A 17803-nucleotide genomic window follows, 5' to 3' on the forward strand; every position below is an offset into this window, starting at 1 on the left:
CCTCGGTCGTCGTCACCGGTACCGTCATCCCGTGCGCAGCGCGCAGGTCCAGTGAAAGGCCAGACCATGAGCTCGACGACCGACACCCCCCAGACCTCGACGGATGCCGCCGGCGCGTTCGTCGTCCACCCGTCCGCCGCACCGGCGACGGACGAGGTGCGGACGGCGGCCCTCGCCGCGCCCAAGTTCGGCACGGTCTTCACCGACCACATGGCACGGATCAGCTGGAGCCAGCAGGCGGGGTGGCACGACCGGAGGGTCGAGGCCTACGGTCCGCTGCAGCTCGACCCGGCATGCGCCGTGCTCCACTACGCGCAGGAGATCTTCGAGGGCCTCAAGGCCTACCGGCACGCGGACGGCTCGGTATGGACGTTCCGTGCGGGGGCCAACGCGGCGCGGTTCGCGTCGTCGGCCCGGAGGCTCGCGCTGCCGGTGCTCCCCGAGCAGGACTTCCTCGCGGCGATCGAGGCGCTCGTCCGCACGGACGTCGACTGGGTGCCGTCCGGCGACGAGATGTCGCTGTACCTGCGGCCGTTCATGTACGCCTCGGAGAACTTCATCGGGGTCCGGGCGACCCTCGAGGCCGAGTTCCTGGTGATCGCGTCGCCGGTCGGTCCGTACTTCGCCAGCGGTGTGCACCCCGTCTCGATCTGGGTGGCCGAGGACTACCACCGTGCGGGTGCCGGCGGGACCGGCGCCGCCAAGTGTGGCGGGAACTACGCCGCCAGCCTGGTGGCGCAGCAGGAGGCCTACACGCAAGGGTGCGAGCAGGTGTGCTTCCTCGACTCCGAGACGAACACGTATCTCGAGGAGCTCGGCGGGATGAACGTCTTCGTCGTCGGCGCCGACGGACGCGTCCTGACGCCCGAGCTGACCGGGTCGATCCTCGAGGGAGTGACGCGTTCCTCGATCATCCAGCTCCTGACGGACGCCGGACGGACGGTCGAGGAGCGCCGGATCTCGCTGGCAGAGGTGCGTGCCGGGCTCGAGACCGGCGAGGTCGCGGAGGTGTTCGCCTGCGGGACGGCAGCCGTCGTGACGCCGATCGGTCGGTTGGCCGGGAACGGCTTCGACCTGACCGTCGGTGACGGGACGGCAGGCGCGGTCACGACGGCGATCAGGGCTGAGCTCACCGACATCCAGTACGGGCGTCTGGCCGACCGCCACGGGTGGATGCACCGCCTGGTCTGACGTGTCCGACCCGTCCCGGGCCCCGGGGCGGTCGGGCCACCGTCGACGTGAGCGGGTGTCAGGTGTCGGTCGCCTGTTCACGTCGACGACGCGCTGTGGCATGATGACCCACGTGACGCAGTACCAGCTCATTATCGAGTAGCGCGTTCGGCACGAGCCGAGCGCGCAGACCTCCCGTACCCCGGGGGGTCTTTTTGTTGTCGGGCACCACCCCGTCCGCGACAGAGCCGATCACCCAGCCGGCACCACCCCCGTCGGCCTTCCCCGTCAGGAGAGGTGATCGGTGTTCGCCCTCACCTCGCACGAAGAGAGCCTCACGTGACCACGAGCACCAGCGAGCCGTTCCACGTCTACGACACCACGCTGCGCGACGGAGCACAGCAGGAGGGGATGAACCTGACCGTCCAGGACAAGCTCGCGATCGCGCCGTTGCTCGACGAGCTCGGGGTCGGGTACATCGAGGGCGGCTGGCCCGGGGCCATCCCGAAGGACACGGAGTTCTTCGCCCGGGCGGCGAAGGAGCTCGAGTTCAGGCACGCGGTGCTGACGGCGTTCGGAGCCACCCGCAAGCCCGAGAGCAGGGCCTGGGACGACGCGCAGGTCCGCGCCCTGCTCGACTCGCAGGCCGAGGTCGTCACGCTCGTCGCGAAGAGCGACATCCGCCACGTCGAGCGTGCGCTCCGGACGACCGGCGCGGAGAACCTGGAGATGATCACTGACACCATCAGGTTCCTCGTCGGGGAGGGGCGTCGGGTCGTGTTGGATGCCGAGCACTTCTTCGACGGGTACCGGTTCGACCCGGAGTACGCGCGCAAGGCGGTGTTCGCCGCGTTCGCTGCCGGCGCCGAGGTGGCGACCCTGTGCGACACGAACGGCGGGATGCTCCCGGACTGGGTCACCGCGGTGGTCACCGAGCTGACGGAGTCGATGAGCGAGGCCGGCGTGACCGGGCGCCTGGGCATCCACGCGCACAACGACTCCGGTTGCGCCGTCGCGAACTCGCTCGCAGCGGTGAACGCCGGGTGCACGCACGTCCAGGGGACCGTCAACGGCTACGGCGAGCGCACGGGCAACGCCGACCTCCTCACCGTGGTCGCGAACCTCGAGCTCAAGGGCGGGCTGTCGCTGCTGTCCGGCAACGGCCTCACCGAGGCCACCCGGATCGCGCACGCGATCAGCGAGATCACCAACATCTCCCCGTTCGCCCGCCAGCCGTACGTCGGCGCGAGCGCGTTCGCGCACAAGGGCGGTCTGCACGCGAGCGCGATCAAGGTCGACCCCGACCTCTACCAGCACATCGACCCGCAGCGCGTCGGGAACGACATGCGCATGCTCATCTCCGACATGGCGGGTCGTGCGTCGATCGAGCTCAAGGGTCGCGAGTTCGGGTACGACCTGTCCGGTCAGAGCGACGTCCTCACCCGGGTGACCACCAGGGTCAAGGATGCCGAGGCGCGCGGGTACACCTACGACGCGGCCGACGCGTCCTTCGCGCTGGTGCTGCACGAGGAGGTCGCGGGCGCACGCCCCGACTACTTCTCGGTGGAGAGCTGGCGCGCGATCGTCGAGCGAGTCGGCGGTCGCGGCGTCGAGGCGACCGCCGAGGCGACCGTCAAGCTGCGCGCGGGTGGTGAGCGGATCGTCTCGACGGGGGAGGGGAACGGCCCGGTCAACGCGCTCGACCACGCTCTCCGTCTCGCGCTCGGGCGGGTGTACCCGGAGATCGAGCACTTCGAGCTGATCGACTTCAAGGTGCGCATCCTCGACGCGATGCAGGGCACGGACGCGGTCACACGTGTGCTCATCGAGACGTCCGACGGCGAGTCCACGTGGAGCACGGTGGGGGTCGGACCCAACCTCCTCGAGGCCTCCTGGGAGGCCCTGACCGACTCCGCGATCTTCGGTCTGCTCCACGCCGGCGTCGAACCCCGCTGACCCAGTCGTCCCCGAGCCGCCCGTGCCCGCACCCCAGGACGCCGAGTGGAGCGATGTGCGGCGACACGCCCGCGTGTCGCACGCACATCGCTCCACTCGGCGGACCGGGGGACGGGGTGGCGAGAGTCGTAGGATGACTTGGTGACGACAGTGCGCGGTGAGTACAAGGTGCCCGGTGGCAAGCTGGTGGCCGTCGACGTCGACAAGGACGGCGGCCGGCTCGCGTCGGTCCGGGTCAGCGGAGACTTCTTCCTCGAGCCGGACGAGGCCCTGGAGCGGATCGAAGCGGCCCTGACGGGGCTGTCGACCGACTCGAGCGTGGCGCAGCTGACCGCCGCGATCGATGCCGCCCTCGACTCGTCCGTGACCCTCGTCGGGTTCACCACCGAGTCGGTCGCGATCGCCGTCCGGCGCGCGCTGGGCCACGCGACCAGCTGGAGCGACCACGAGTTCACGATCATCCACGAGGGGCCGCAGCCTCCGGTGCTGCATGCAGCCCTCGACCAGGTGCTCGCCGAGGAGCTCGCGGCGGGCCGTCGTGGACCTACGCTGAGGTTCTGGGAGTGGGTCGATCCGGCGGTCGTGATCGGGTCGTTCCAGTCGCTCCGCAACGAGGTCGATCCGGAAGGCGCCGCACGGCACGGCATCACGGTCGTCCGGCGGATCTCCGGCGGCGGGGCGATGTTCATGGAGGCCGGGAACTGCATCACGTTCTCCCTCGTCGTCCCGGCGTCGCTCGTCGACGGGCTGACGTTCGAGCAGTCGTACGCGTTCCTCGACGACTGGGTGCTCGGTGCCCTGGCCGACGTCGGCGTGACGGCCTCGTACGCCGGGTTGAACGACATCGCCTCACCGGCCGGGAAGATCGCCGGTGCCGCGCAGAAGCGCCTGGCGGGCGGGGCCGTGCTGCACCACGTGACCATGGCCTACGACATCGACGCAGACAAGATGCTCGAGGTGCTGCGCATCGGCCGCGAGAAGCTGTCGGACAAGGGCACGACGAGTGCGAACAAGCGGGTGGACCCGGTGCGCTCGCAGACAGGAATCCCCCGGGAGGCCGTCATCGACGCATTCACGCGCCACTTCCGCACGCGCTACTCCACCGTCGACGGAGCGCTCACCGTGGACGAGCTGAATCGGGCCGAGGCGCTGGTCGCGACGAAGTTCGGCACCCCGGAATGGACAGCCCGCGTCCCGTGAGCGGCATTCCATCCGACTCGTGCGGAACCTTCACGAATGGCGCGCGCAGTACACAGAAATCACCGGCAAGATCGTGAGTACCCGCGGCTCGTCCGCACCCCACGCGACCACTGGGAGTCCGTAGTCCATGCCCCGTTCTCCTCGGGCGTCGCGTGACGTCCCCTCGACGAGACACGCGCGACCCGCGACGTCCGCCGCACCGCGCCATGCGCGAACGATCAAGAACCACACCGTCCTGCGATCGGTCGCGCTGACCGCCACCGCGATCGTCGTGTTCGGTGCGTCGGGGGCGACGATCGCCGCCGCCCAGCTCCACGGGAACATCAAGACGGTCGGGAGCCTGGACGGGCTCATCGCGGCACCGACCGCCGCGGCGACGCCGACGGCCGCACCGACGGCGGCGGACCCCAATGCCGGCCATGCGCTCAACATCGTCGCGATCGGGTCGGACACCCGCTCGGGCGCGAACGCCACGATCGGTGGTGCGGATCCCGGTCAGAGGTCCGACACGACGATGGTCATCCACATCTCGGCCGACCGCAGCCGCATCGATGTCGTCTCGATCCCGCGCGACTCGCTCGTGAACATCCCGGCGTGCCACCTGGACTACAGCCCGACGGGGAAGATGTCGCAGCCGCAGAGGAACGTGATGTTCAACTCCGCCTACAGCATCGGGGCCTCGACCGGGGACACCGGCCTCGCAGCGGCGTGCACGATGTCGACGATCCAGACCATGACGGGCCTGACCATCGACGGCTTCGCGCTGGTCGACTTCGAAGGGTTCCAGCAGATGGTCACCGCGATCGGCGGAGTGCGCGTCTGCGTGCCGAAGCCGCTGGTCGACGGGGTCTACACCAGCCTCGACCTCTCGGCCGGCTGGCACGACCTGACGGGGTCCCAGGCCCTGGACTACGTGCGTGCCCGGCACGTCAAGGGTTCCGACGGGTCCGACCTCGAACGGATCGAACGTCAGAAGTCGTTCGTCGGCGCCCTCGTGCGCAAGGTGGACTCCTCTGCGGTGCTGTCGAGCCCCGTGTCGATCACCCGGTTCCTCGACGCCGCGACCAAGTCGCTCACGATGTCGAAGAACCTGGCGGACATCAAGAACCTCGTCGGGCTGGCCTGGAACCTGCGGCATCTCACCCCCTCGGACGTCCGATTCGTGACGGTGCCCGTCGGACCCGCGCCCAGTGATCCGAACCGCGTCGTCTGGACCTCGAAGGCGACCGAGCTGTGGAAGAAGCTCCTCAACGACCAGCCGCTCGTCGACACCCCCGCCGCCACCACTCCCGCCGCGACGGCCACGGCCCCGGCAGGCACGTCCGCCGGGAGCTCCGCCGCCGGGAGCAGCGCCGGTGGGAGCACGCCCGCCACCGCGGCGACGCAGCCGACGCCGGATCCGACGCCGAGCAGCGACTTCGCGCTCACGACGGGTGTCCAGGCACAGGCAGCCGTCTGCGGCTGACGTCGACCTCGGTCGGCGTGCCTGGTCACCGGGCCGTCCCCGGGAGTGAGGGATCGGGGGAGCGCGGGGCCCCGGGCGTCAGGGGGCGGGCCGCGCGCCGAACACCGCGGTGCCGACGCGGACCATGGTGGCACCCTCCGCGATGGCCGCCTCGAGGTCCCCGCTCATTCCCATGGACAGCTCGGTGGCGTCCGCGGTGCCGGCGGCGGCTGAGCCAACGGTCGCATCACGGATGTCACGGAGACGCGCGTAGCCCGACCGGACGATCCGCTCGTCCGTCGATCGGGCACCGACCGTCATGAAGCCGCGCAACCGGAGCCCGGGCAGCTCGGCGACGCGCGCCGCCAGGTCACCGGCGGCCGCAGGTGCCGTACCGAACTTGCTCTCCTCGCCGGACACGTTCACCTGCACCATGACGTCGAGCACACGACCCGCACCGAGAGCGCGGGTCGCGAGCCGTCGTGCGAGCTCGATCGAGTCGACGGTCTGGACGCACGTCGTCCAGGGGAGCACCTGGTTGACCTTGTTCGACTGCAGGTGCCCGATCAGATGGACCTCGGGGGAGAGGTCCGCCAGCCCCGGCCCCTTGTCGACGAGCTCCTGGACCCGGTTCTCGCCGATCAACGTCCCGCCGGCGAGGACCGCCGCACGAACCAGCGCGAGAGGTTGGGTCTTCGTCGCGAGCAGGACGTGGACGGTCCCGGGTGCGCGCCCGGCCGCATCGACGGCCTCCGCCACCCGGTCCCGGACCTCGGCGAGCCGGGCGGCGATGCCCCGGGCGGCGTCGGCGTCGACCATGCCGCTCAGTCCCGAGCGATCGGAGCGACGACCGCACCGGTGAGCCGGATGAGGTCGACCGGGCTCAGCTCGACGTCGAGGCCGCGCCGTCCGCCGGAGACGAACACCGTGTCGAACAGCTCGACCGTCTCGTCGAGCACGGTCGGGTGCGCGGTGCGCTGGCCCAGCGGAGAGATCCCGCCGACGACGTACCCGGTCGCCCGCTCCGCCGCGGCCTTGTCCGCCATCGCGGCCTTCTTGCCGCCCACGGCCGAGGCCAGAGCCTTGAGGTCGAGCATTCCCGCGACGGGGACGACGGCCACGGTGAGCTCGCCGTCGACCGTCGTCATGAGGGTCTTGAACACCTGCTCGGGCGGCACGCCCAGGACTTGCGCGGCCTCGAGGCCGTACCCGATGTCGCTACTGGGGTCGTGGTCGTACGTGTGCGCGGTGTGCGCGACGCCCGCTGCGTCGAGGGCGACGAGGGCCGGGGTCCCGCTCGGGGTGTGCTTCGCCTTGCTCACCGCTCCAGCCTAGAGCCGACCGACTGCGGTGATCCGGAGCGCCGGCTCTCCGGCGGCGTCCGACGCCGCGAGGTCGATGGTGACGTCGATCCGCCAGTCGTGGTCACCGGCCGGGTCGTCGAGCAGCTGACGGACCTCCCAGCGGTCACGGTGCGTCGTGATGATCATCAGGCCGGGGCCGCGGGCATCAGGACCGGTGCCGATGTCGGAGTGTTCGTCGTAGTAGGGCTCGAGGGCATCCGCCCACGCGTCGGCGTCCCATCCCGATCCCGCATCGAGGGCGCCGAGGGCGTCCCACCTCTCCCGTGCGGCGAGCTCGACGCGACGGAAGAGGGCGTTCCGGACCAGGGCGCGGAACGCGCGGACGTTCGTGGTGATCGGTCGGGGCGCGTCGTCGGGCTCTTCTCCGGTGACGACCTGGTCGTCCTGGTCGAGCACCGGGTTGGCGAGGCGCTCCCACTCGTCGAGCAGGCTCGAGTCGGTACGACGGACGAGCTCGCCGAGCCACTCGACGAGATCCGCGAGCTCCTCGGTCCGGGCCTCCTCGGTGATGCTCTGACGCAGCGCACGGTACGCGTCGGCCAGGTAGCGCAGCAGGACCCCTTCGGTCCGGTCGAGACCGTAGAACGACACGTACTCGGCGAACGTCATGGCGCGCTCGACCATGTCCCGGACGACCGACTTGGGGGACAGCACGTGGTCCGCGACCCATGGGTTCGTCTGGCGGTAGGCGAGGAACCCGGCCTCGAGCAGCTCGGCCAGCGGCTTCGGGTAGGTGACGTCCTCGAGGGCGGCCATGCGCTCGTCGTAGTCGTAGCCCTCGGCCTTCATCGCGGCGACCGCCTCGCCGCGCGCCTTGTACTGCTGCGCCGAGAGCACCTGGCGCGGGTCGTCGAGCGTGGACTCGATCACCGACACGACGTCGAGCGCATAGGTCGGTGCGTCGCGGTCGAGCAGGTCGAGCGCGGCGAACGCGAAGGGCGAGAGCGGCTGGTTCAGGGCGAAGTTCGGTGGGACGTCCACGGTGAGGCGGACGGTGCGCCCGCGGCCGTCCGGGCGCGGGACCCGTTCCACGACCCCGGCCGCCCGCAGCGACCGGTACACGGCGATCGCCTGCCGTACGTGCTTGGCGCGCGCGGCCTCGGGCTCGTGGTTCTCGGTGAGCAGGTGGCGCATGGCCTCGATCGGGTCGCCGTCGCGGGCCAGCACGTTGAGCACCATCGCGTGGCTGACGGAGAAGCTCGAGGTCAGCGGCTCCGGCGGGGCGTCGCGCAACCGCTCGAAGGTCTTGTCGGTCCAGTTGACCATGCCCTCCGGGGCCTTCTTGCGGACGATCTTCTTGATCTTCTTCGGGTCGTCGCCGGCCCGCTGGAGGAGCTTGCGGTTCTCGATCACGTGCTCGGGCGCCAGCACGATCACGTCGCCGACGGTGTCGAAGCCGGCGCGTCCGGCGCGTCCGGCGATCTGGTGGAACTCGCGCGCCGAGAGGTGCCGCATCCGCTCGCCGTCGAACTTCACCACGGACGTGAGCACGACGGTTCGGATCGGCACGTTGATGCCCACGCCCAGCGTGTCGGTCCCGCACACGACCTTGAGGAGCCCCTTCTGCGTGAGGCGCTCGACGACGCGCCGGTACCGGGGAGCATGCCGGCGTGGTGCACGCCGATGCCGTGCCGCAGCAGCTTCGAGAGGGTGCGTCCGAATCCCGAGGTGAAGCGGAAGTCCCCGAGCTCGGCCGCGATCAGGTCGCGCTCGGCCCGCGAGGCGAGCGGTGTGCTGAGCAGCGACTGCGCGCGCTCGACGGCGGCCGCCTGCGTGAAGTGCACGACGTACACCGGTGCGCGGTGCGTCTGCACGAGCTCGTCGAGGAGCTCGTGCAGGGGCTCGACCGCGTAGGTGAACGTGAGAGGCACCGGCCGTTCGATCGTCGTCACGACGGCGACGGGCTCACCGGTCCGCCGGGTGAGGTCCTCGGCGAAGAACCCGACGTCGCCGAGGGTCGCGGACATCAGCAGGAACTGCGTGTGCGGGAGCTCGAGCAGGGGGGACCTGCCAGGCCCACCCCCGCTGCGGGTCGGCGTAGAAGTGGAACTCGTCCATGACCACCTGGCCGACGTCGGCCTCGGCACCGTCCCGGAGTGCCATGTTCGCGAGGATCTCGGCGGTGCAGCAGATGATCGGTGCGCCGGGGTTCACGGCCGAGTCGCCGGTCATCATCCCGACGTTGGCCGAACCGAACTCGGCGACCAGGGCGAAGAACTTCTCGCTGACCAGGGCCTTGAGCGGCGCGGTGTAGAACGTGCGTCGGCCTTGCGCGAGTGCGATGAAGTGCGCCGCGGTCGCGACGAGGGACTTCCCGGAGCCGGTCGGCGTCGAGAGGATCACGTGCGCGCCCGTCACGAGCTCGAGCAGAGCCTCCTGCTGGTGCGGGTACAGCTCGAGCCCGGTTCCCGTGGCCCAGCTCGTGAACGCCTCGTACAGCGCGTCGGCGTCCTGCGGATCTGCGGGGACGAGGTCGACGAGGCGCAGGCGCGGGGAGACGGAGGGGGAGGGCACCCCTCATCCTCTCAGGGGAACGCGCATGACCATCGCGGTCGGGTCAGCCGGAGCGGTGCGCGACCGGCGGCGCCGAACGGGGATGCCCGCCTCAGCGGCGGAGGTCGTCGCTCGCCTGCGCGACCCTGGCGACAGGGACCCGGAGCCGCGCGGTGTCGTACGGCTGGGCTTCCGCGAGGCACTGCCGGGCGAGATTCCGCAGCGAGGTCAGCTGGTCGCTGCCGGCGCGGAGCTGGTCGTCGATCGGGCCGACGTGCGGTCCGAGCTGGCTCGACATCCCGTAGCGGGTCACGAGCAGCCGCCAGGTCGCGAGGAGATGCTGGAACTCGTGCAGACGTGCCTCGGCAACGATCACCTGGTCGGCCGCGTCACGCAGCTCGGCACTGGTGCCGGTGAGGGACGCGCTGACGTTCTCGGTGCCGTCCTCGAGGGCGCGGCACAGCTGGGGGATGTAGGCGAGCGCCTCCGGCGGTGCCTGGCCCGCGTGCACCTCCAGCGCGAACGACGTCACCATGTCGTCGTGGAGCCGGGCGAGCCCGATGCGGAACCGCAGCTCCATGACCCGGACGTGCACGTCGTCCAGTCGACGGGCCAACGCCTGGATCTGCGCCCGGAGGTCCTCGGCCAGGACCGACATCGCCGACGCCGTGCGCGCGAGCACGGGTGCATCTGCTGCGACAGTCGACGACGCCCGGGAGGCCGTCGCCGTCGCGGCGCTCAGCCCCGCGAGGGTGGTCACGACGTCCTGCGACGCGCTGCGCAGGTTGTCGGCGAGGTCCAGGTAGGCGTCGAGCCGGACGAGGAGGGACGACAGCTCGACACCGAGCGCGTGCGCGGCGCCGTGGAGGGCGCCGATCCCGCCGGTGAGGTCCGGCCGTTCCGTCGACAACCGGGTGAGCGCCGCCCGCGCCTCGATCTCGGCGGGCAGGACGTACCTCAGGAACTCGCCGTAGTCGGAGAACCCGAGGGGGGCGAGCCGGGCGACGAGGGCCTCCGCGCCGACGCGTGCGGCTCCGGCCTTGCTGAGTCCCGCCTCGCGGGCGTTCCGCTCGAGCGGGAGGACCTCGTCGTACACGCCCCGTGCGGCGGCCCACAGGTCCTGCCGGCACGGTGCACCACGAACCGACAGGAAGCCGTCGCCGAGCGGGGTGATCGTCGCGAACACCCAGTACGACGAGCCGTCGCTGGCGAGGTTCTTCACGTAGGCGACCATCGGGTGGCCGGCGAGGAGGCGGTCCCACATGATCGCGAACGCGCCGCCCGGCATCTCGGGGTGTCGCACGATGTTGTGCGGGGCGCCGATCAGCTCCGCGCGCGTGTAGTGGGAGAGGTCGCCGAACACGGTGTTGGCGCCGGTGATCACGCCGCGACGATCCGTCGTGGAGAAGAACAGCTCGTCGACCTGGACGATCCGGTCCGGGATGTCCGCGCGGGGCGGAGTCGGCATGGGTTCCTCCGTCGGGTCGGCCGGAGGCGGTCCTGCCGGCGCGACTACATCCTGCACCGACGCCGACGTGCCGGGTGGCGGCTTCGGCGGGCCATCTTCGGAGAGGGTGGCCCCGTCGCCGTCAGCTCGGCCAGCCGCCCGTCGTGACGACGCGGCCCTCACGGTCGACGAGCCGGGCCGCGACGTGGGCGTCCTCCAGCCAGTCGATCGCGTCGACGCCGTGCACGATCGCGCCGGTGCTGCAGGTGTTCGCGCGGGTCGCGCTCGGTGCGGCAACAGTCACGGTGCGCCAGGGGCCGCTCACCGGGGACCCCGTGGCCGGGTCGAGGATGTGGGAGATCTCGCGACCGCCACGCTGCCAGCGGCGGATCGTCGTGGTCGAGGTCGCGAGCCCGCCGGCGCCGAGGGTCACCTGCTGACCCGGGTCGCCGGCTCGCTCGGCCACCAGGATCTGCCAGTCGTCCTTGGAGCCGCCGATGGCGAGATCACCGCCGAGCTCGACCAGGACGTCGCAGCCGTAGCGCCCATGCAGCTCGGCGGCCGCCCGGTCGGCGGTCTGTGCCTTGGCCGAGGCGCCGAGATCGAGCGCGCACCCGGCAGGCACGGTCAGCAGTCCGGTGGCGCCGTCGAGCCGGACGTCCTCCCAGCGGGGCCGGTGCGCCGAGCGGGGTCCGACGTCTCCCGGGTCGTCCCTGACGAGGAAGATGTCCCGGTCGTAGCCGAGGTGCACGAGGTCGTGGCCGAGGGTCGGGTCGACGGCACCACCCGACCACGCGGCCTCGCCGAGGGCCGTGGCGACGAGATCGACGAGGGTGCGGGAGACCACGACCGGTCGGCCCGCGTGCGCGTTCGCGCGGCTGAGCTCGGAGTCGGGGCGGAACCTGCTCGACGCGACGTCGACGCGTCGCATCATGGCCCTCAGGTCGGTCGCGGCCGGGAGAAGGGCGTCCGGGTCCGTCACGACCAGGCGCACGGTGCAGCTCCAGTCCTGCCAGGTCGTCGTCGGGAGCTCCACCCCGCGGGGTCGGGTCGATCGGTTCTGCTGCGGGGGCTCGGCCGACCGAGTGGGAGCCTCGCGGGGCGTCATGATCCGTGGGTCCCGGCATTGCTCTGGGTGGTCGTGCTTCCGCTCGTGACCGACGACGCGCCCGCTGTCGTGCTGGTCGTCGAGCTCGTCGTGGTCGAGGTGGTCGTCCCGGTTCCGGTCGTGGACTGGCCGAGGCTGCCGGTGGTGGCCGTGACGCCGACGTACGCCATGACGCCGGCCAGCGCCCCGCCCAGGGCGATGTTGAGCGGGCGGATGAAGGGGTTCGGGTGTCGGTTGCTGCTCATGCCCCCACCATGGTCGCTCGCCCTGGAGGAGGGCCGGACGTTCCGTATGGACGGGCTGTGAACGGGTGGGCGAGCGCCGGACGGATCCTGCGTGCAGGCCTCGGTGACGTCAGGCGTGCCGGCCGGTCGGTGCGTGCACAGTGGGGAGGGTGCGCTGCATCTCGAGCTCGCGCCGGCTCGGCGCGAGGTCGTACGGCGCCGAGACACCTGTGAAGGTGAACCCTCGACGCTCGTAGAAGGCGATCGCGCGGGTGTTGTCCTCGTGGACGTGCAGCGACAGCGTGCTGCCGTGTCCACGCGCCCAGTCCTCGACCGCGTCGAGGAGGGCGTCGGCGACCCCGGCCGCGCGACCCCGACTGCCCGGCGCGACGTAGACACCGACCAGGAGCGGCCCCGTCGACCCGAAGCCGCCGAGGAACCCGCCCATGGTGCCGATCCACCGCCCCGTGATCGTGTCGATCGCCACGACGGCGGTCGTGCCGGGCCCGTCGCCCCGCGCGGCGCGGATGCGCCACTCGGGCTCGGGACGTGAGAGCGCCGCCTCGACCGTCTCGCCGTACGCCAGCGGGGTGTCGGCGAGCATCTCGAGGCGGAGGTCGCGGACGTTCTGCCAGTCGGCCTCGGAGGTGCGCCTGACGATGAAGGGCGGCGTCATGCGCCGAGGCTATGCCGAGGCGCGCCGTGCCCGCGACGGGATATCGCCAGCCTGGACCGCTACGCGCGCATCGCCGTCGTGGTCGCCGTCACCGGGGCGGGGAGCTCGGTCTTGCCGGACAGGTACGTGTCCACCGCGGCGGCCGCGGCACGCCCCTCGGCGATCGCCCACACGATCAGCGACTGACCGCGACCCGCGTCGCCCGCGACGAACACACCTGGGACCTCGGTCGCGAAGTCGTCGGACCGGGAGATCACACCGCGGGGTGTCAGCGAGACCCCGAACTGCTCGAGCAGGGGACCGTTCTCCGGACCGGTGAAGCCCATCGCGAGCAGCACGAGCTGTGCCGGGATCTCCCGTTCGGACCCGGCGACGGGTGTCGGTCGGCCGTCGACCATCGCGACGTCGGCGAGCCGGAGCGCGCGCACCTGGCCGGCGTCGTCGCCGAGCAGCTCCTGGGTGCTCACGGCGTAGATCCGCTCGCCGCCCTCCTCGTGCGCGCTCGTGACCTTGTAGAGCAGCGGGTAGGTCGGCCACGGCTGGGCGTCGGGCCGCTCCTGCGGTGGTCGCGGCATGATCTCGAGCTGGGTCACGGACCGGGCGCCCTGGCGGATCGCGGTCCCGACGCAGTCCGCGCCGGTGTCACCTCCCCCGATCACGACGACGTCCTTGCCCGTCGCGACCGGGAGCCCGGGCAGGTCGGCGTCGGCCAGCCCGGCGTCGTCGAGCGGGGTCCGGATGGCCACCCGGTTCGCCGGGGGCAGGTACTCCATGGCCTGGAGCACGCCGGTGAGCGCGCGTCCGGGCACCGGGAGGTCGCGGGGGGTGGTGGACCCGACGGCAAGCACCACGGCGTCGTAGCGCTCGAGGAGCTCGGTGCCGGTCACGTCGCGGCCGACCTCGATCCCGGGGCGGAACCGTGTGCCCTCGGCGCGCATCTGGTCGAGGCGACGGTCGATGTGCCGCTTCTCCATCTTGAACTCGGGGATCCCGTAGCGAAGGAGGCCGCCGATCCGGTCCGCCCGCTCGTACACGGCCACCGTGTGCCCGACCCGGGTCAGCTGCTGGGCGGCGGCCAGGCCGGCCGGACCCGAACCGACGACGGCGACGCTCTTGCCGGTGAGCCACTGCGGGACCTGCGGGGTGATGAGCCCGCGGTCCCAGGCCTCGTCGATGATCGAGACCTCGACGTTCTTGATCGTGACGGGTGGCTGGTTGATCCCCAGCACACAGCTCGCCTCGCACGGTGCCGGGCACAGCCGACCGGTGAACTCCGGGAAGTTGTTGGTCGTGTGCAGCCGGTCGGCGGCGTCGGCCCACTGCCCGCGCCAGGTGAGGTCGTTCCAGTCCGGGATGAGGTTCCCGAGTGGGCAGGCCGAGTGGCAGAACGGGACGCCGCAGTCCATGCAACGGCCGGCCTGACGCCCGAGGACCCCGAGGTCGTCCGGGTGGCCGGCGCGGTGCTCGTGCACCTCTCGCCAGTCGAGGATCCGCACCGGGACCGGTCGGTCGGTCGGCAGCTCACGCTCGCGCGTCGTCAGGAATCCGCGGGGGTCAGCCACGTTCCACCTCCAGGTTCCGGGCCCGGGCCACATCTGCCGCGGGATCGATCAGCACGCCATGGTGCGCGCCGTGGTGCGCGCCGCGAGGTGTCGTGCGCGATCAGGGCGGTGGGGTGCGACGAACGGTGGTCCGGCGCTCGTCACGCAGGTTCCGCGCGAGTCCCGAGGAGTCTAGGCCGAGGGTTCGGACCACTCGGTGGATCGAACGTCCCGACCTGGAGCACGACACCGTGTCGGGAAGCGCTGACCGCCGGTGCCGGGTACGGCAGACTGGCGCGATGGCGACGCTCGTACCCCGGCGACTCGCCTCCCGGCTCGCGGTCTACGCCGCGATCGGGCTGGTGGCGGCGGTCACCAGCGGGTTCGTGACCGCAGCCACGTCCGCTCTCGCGACGGCGCGGGTGACCGGCGCCAGGAGCCTCCTCGCCCACGCGCCCGCGGACGCGGCCTCGGTCGTCGTGACGACGCACCTGTCGGACTCGCCGACGGCGCAGGACGCCGCGGTCGAGGCGCTCGTCGCGCGACAGCTCGCCGGCGTGCCGGTCACCGTGACTCGTACCACGACGGCTGCGCCGCTGACGACCACCACCGGCCCTCGCGTGCTCGTCGGGTCCGACGCCGCGATCAGGTCCGTCGCGCACCTGGTGGCAGGCACCTGGCCGACGACGCCACCCGACGCCGGCACCGTGCCGGCAGCCGTCCAGGCGGACGCCGCTGCTGCGCTGCACCTGCAGGTCGGCGACGCGCTCGTGGTCCCTGGTCCTCCGGCCCCCGTGACGCTCGTGATCAGCGGGACCTGGCGGGCCGACGACCCCACCGCCGTCCGCTGGTACGGGGACTCCGCCGTCGCCTCGGGCTACTCGGACGGTGACCTGGGACCGTTCATCGTCGACGAGACCGCGATGGCGTCCCTCCCGACCAGCGTCTACGCGCGCTGGGTGATCGCGCCGGTGGTCCCGGAGACGACGGCGCGATCGCTGGCCAGGCTCGCGGGTGCTGCGACGGTCGACTCCCTGTCGACGGCGATCACGCGAGCCGGCTCCATCAGCGACCAGTCGACGACGGTCACCGGGGGCCTCGCCGCGACGGCCGCACGGGCGACCCGCGTCGTCCAGGCCGCCGCAGTGATCGCGATGCTCCCGACGCTCCTCGTCGGCATCGTCGCGCTGATCACGTTCGTCCAGCTGGCAGGCCTGCTCGCGTCCACCCGGACGGGCGAGACGACGACCCTGCGCGCGCGGGGCACCTCGGTCGGTCAGCTGACGCGGTGGGCCGTCGCGGAGTCCGCGGTCGTCGTCGTCCCCGCCGTGCTGGTCGGCTGGGTGCTGGCGGGCGCCGGGGCCGCCGCGCGTGGTCCGGTGGCTCTGGTCGCGCTGCTCGCGGTGGCGGTGACGAGCGCGCGCGCCCACGCCGCGGTGCGCGAGCTCGGACCGTCACGGGAGCGGTGGCGCGTCCTCGGAGTCCTGCTCGTCCTGGTCGTGCTCGTCGCGGCGGCCCTGGCCAGCTGGCAGCTCCGACTCGGCGAGGGCGGTGCGCTCGCGGGCTGGGCCGCACCGCTCACCTTGGTGTCGTTGTGCCTCGTCGGCGCCGGGCTGCTCGGCCCGATCGCGGCGTTGGTGGCACGTCGCCTCGCGTCGCTGCGGGCGCTGGCCCCGGTGCTCGCGGCCCGCCAGGTCGCGCGGCAGGTGCGCGTGTTCGCCGTGGTGACACTTGTCCTCGCGCTCGCGAGCGGTGGGGTGACCCTGGCGGCCGCGCTCGCAGCGACCGCGTCCGCCGTCGACGCGCGCACGAGCGCCTCGATGGTCGGGACCGACGTGCGCGTGCGGCTCGCCGTGCTCGGTGTGGTGTCCGGGCGCTCGGTGCCGATCACCGCGGCGCCCTACGCGGCCATCGCCGGCGTCGACAACGCCGCCGTCGTGCTGGCGACGACCGCGTCGATCGGCAGCGACCGCGTCGACGTCGTCGCTGCTGCCGCCGATGCGGTGCCGGCGGTCATGGTGGACGGCGCCGCGGTCGACGGCCACGCACTCCTCGGGTCGGCGCCCCGGGCCGCCCTGCCGACGCTCGCCGCGTCGGAGGTCGTGCTCGACGTCGCCGTGGACCCTGAAGCCGTCCACCGAACAGGGCAGGTCGCCGTGTCCGCGTGGGTGATGGACACGCAGGGTGCGCTCGCCCAGGTGGAGCTCGGCAGCGTCGAGGTCGCCGAGGCGGCACGTGGGCCGGTGCGGCTCAGCGGGGCGCTCCCGCCCGGTGCCGGGGCCTGGTCGCTCCTGGCGGTCGACGCCGATCTCGTGGGCTCGCCGGGGCGCGACCTGCAGGTGTCGTTCACCGGGGCCACCCCGCTCGACCCGGTCACCGTCTCGTCGTCCGCGACGCACGGCCGCTCGATGGCGGTGTCGGTGCCCGCGGCCCGGCTGCCGATCATCGTCTCCGACGCGCTCGCCCGTCGGAGCGACCTCTCCGTCGGCTCCCGGGTGACCGTGGACGTCTCTGCCGGGCTCCCGGTCAACGCCGTCGTCACCGGGACCGTCGCGCAGGTCCCTGGTGCCGGGAACCCGCTCGCCGTCATGGCCGACCTCCCGACGCTCGACGCGACGCTTCTCGCCGGTGGGGGACCGGTGCTCCAGCCGGCCGAGATCTGGATCGCGACGGCCGACCCGGCAGCCGTGAGCCGGGAGTCGTCGATGGTGTCCCGCGTGCCGAGCCACGTGACGACGGCGGCCACGGTGTCCGTCCGCCCGGTGCTGGACCCGGTCGGTCGGGTCATGTGGGCGGGTGTGCTCAGCTCGGCCGTGAGCGCGCTGATCGCCCTCGCAGCGGTGGCGGTGACCCTGGTGCGGAGCCAGCGGCACGGGACCGCCGTGCTCCGGGCGTCGGGGATGTCGAGCGGTGCGCAGATGCGGTTGCGTGCGGCGGAGCTCGTCGGCGTGAGCGTCTTCGGGATCGCCGTCGGCGCGCTGGCGGGGGTCGGCGCGGCCCGGCTGAGCGTCGCCGAGCTCGCCAGGGCCGCGGTGCCCGGGGCGCAGATCGCCGCGATCGTGCCCGGATGGGGCGCGACGGTCCTGCCCCTCACCTTCCTCGTGGCAGGTCTCGTCGTGATCGCCGGCGGTTACGTGTGGGCGGTCCGCAGGTCGACGGCGGGCGGCTCATGACGCGCTT

Annotated in this window: 12 protein-coding genes and 1 pseudogene; 5 read left to right on the forward strand and 8 right to left on the reverse strand. The window is 72.2% G+C overall.

The window, feature by feature from the left end; translation table 11 throughout:
• Window positions 1-66 precede the first annotated feature (66 nt).
• From LJB74_RS16200 to LJB74_RS16215, 4 genes are all read left to right on the forward strand, one after another.
• The gene (locus LJB74_RS16200) at window positions 67-1191 is read left to right on the forward strand and encodes a branched-chain amino acid aminotransferase (RefSeq protein ID WP_259309510.1); all 1125 of its coding nucleotides are present in this window, start codon (window positions 67-69) and stop codon (window positions 1189-1191) included.
• A gap of 318 nt (window positions 1192-1509) precedes the next feature.
• Window positions 1510-3126, forward strand: coding sequence for a citramalate synthase (cimA, locus tag LJB74_RS16205; RefSeq protein WP_259309511.1), 1617 nt, complete (start codon window positions 1510-1512; stop codon window positions 3124-3126).
• Between the two features lie 150 nt (window positions 3127-3276).
• The gene (locus tag LJB74_RS16210) at window positions 3277-4326 is read left to right on the forward strand and encodes a biotin/lipoate A/B protein ligase family protein (RefSeq protein WP_259310387.1); all 1050 of its coding nucleotides are present in this window, start codon (window positions 3277-3279) and stop codon (window positions 4324-4326) included.
• A 127-nt stretch (window positions 4327-4453) separates the two neighbouring features.
• Complete coding sequence (locus LJB74_RS16215; protein ID WP_259309512.1) at window positions 4454-5791, forward strand: LCP family protein; 1338 nt, start codon at window positions 4454-4456, stop codon at window positions 5789-5791.
• Window positions 5792-5869: 78 nt separating this feature from the next.
• Here the strand turns inward: LJB74_RS16215 and LJB74_RS16220 are convergent, their stop codons facing one another.
• The 8 genes and pseudogenes from LJB74_RS16220 to LJB74_RS16255 all read right to left on the reverse strand — a co-directional run bounded on the left by LJB74_RS16220 (window position 5870) and on the right by LJB74_RS16255 (window position 14644).
• Window positions 5870-6589, reverse strand: coding sequence for a YggS family pyridoxal phosphate-dependent enzyme (locus LJB74_RS16220; protein ID WP_259309513.1), 720 nt, complete (start codon window positions 6587-6589; stop codon window positions 5870-5872).
• A 5-nt stretch (window positions 6590-6594) separates the two neighbouring features.
• Complete coding sequence (ybaK, locus tag LJB74_RS16225; RefSeq protein WP_259309514.1) at window positions 6595-7092, reverse strand: Cys-tRNA(Pro) deacylase; 498 nt, start codon at window positions 7090-7092, stop codon at window positions 6595-6597.
• Window positions 7093-7101: 9 nt separating this feature from the next.
• Window positions 7102-9621 (reverse strand): annotated as a pseudogene (locus tag LJB74_RS16230) (DEAD/DEAH box helicase).
• A 118-nt stretch (window positions 9622-9739) separates the two neighbouring features.
• A complete protein-coding gene (locus tag LJB74_RS16235; RefSeq protein WP_259309515.1) occupies window positions 9740-11095 on the reverse strand; it encodes a PAS domain-containing protein in 1356 nt (451 codons plus the stop codon).
• Between the two features lie 121 nt (window positions 11096-11216).
• Window positions 11217-12182 carry an FAD:protein FMN transferase gene (locus LJB74_RS16240; protein ID WP_259309516.1) on the reverse strand — a complete coding sequence of 322 codons (966 nt, stop codon included), beginning with the start codon at window positions 12180-12182 and terminating at the stop codon, window positions 11217-11219.
• On the reverse strand, window positions 12179-12427 hold the full coding sequence (locus LJB74_RS16245; protein ID WP_259309517.1) for a hypothetical protein: 249 nt from the start codon (window positions 12425-12427) through the stop codon (window positions 12179-12181). Before LJB74_RS16245 ends, LJB74_RS16240 begins: the two co-directional genes overlap by 4 nt.
• A gap of 109 nt (window positions 12428-12536) precedes the next feature.
• Complete coding sequence (locus LJB74_RS16250) at window positions 12537-13082, reverse strand: GNAT family N-acetyltransferase (RefSeq protein ID WP_259309518.1); 546 nt, start codon at window positions 13080-13082, stop codon at window positions 12537-12539.
• Between the two features lie 59 nt (window positions 13083-13141).
• Window positions 13142-14644, reverse strand: a complete 1503-nt coding sequence (locus LJB74_RS16255; RefSeq protein ID WP_259309519.1) for a glutamate synthase subunit beta — start codon at window positions 14642-14644, stop codon at window positions 13142-13144.
• 278 nt (window positions 14645-14922) lie between these two features.
• Between LJB74_RS16255 and LJB74_RS16260 the strand changes: the two genes are divergently transcribed.
• On the forward strand, window positions 14923-17796 hold the full coding sequence (locus LJB74_RS16260) for an ABC transporter permease (protein ID WP_259309520.1): 2874 nt from the start codon (window positions 14923-14925) through the stop codon (window positions 17794-17796).
• The last annotated feature ends 7 nt before the right edge of the window (window positions 17797-17803 follow it).

The organism is Cellulomonas sp. P24 (assembly GCF_024704385.1).
Lineage (GTDB): Bacteria > Actinomycetota > Actinomycetes > Actinomycetales > Cellulomonadaceae > JAJDFX01.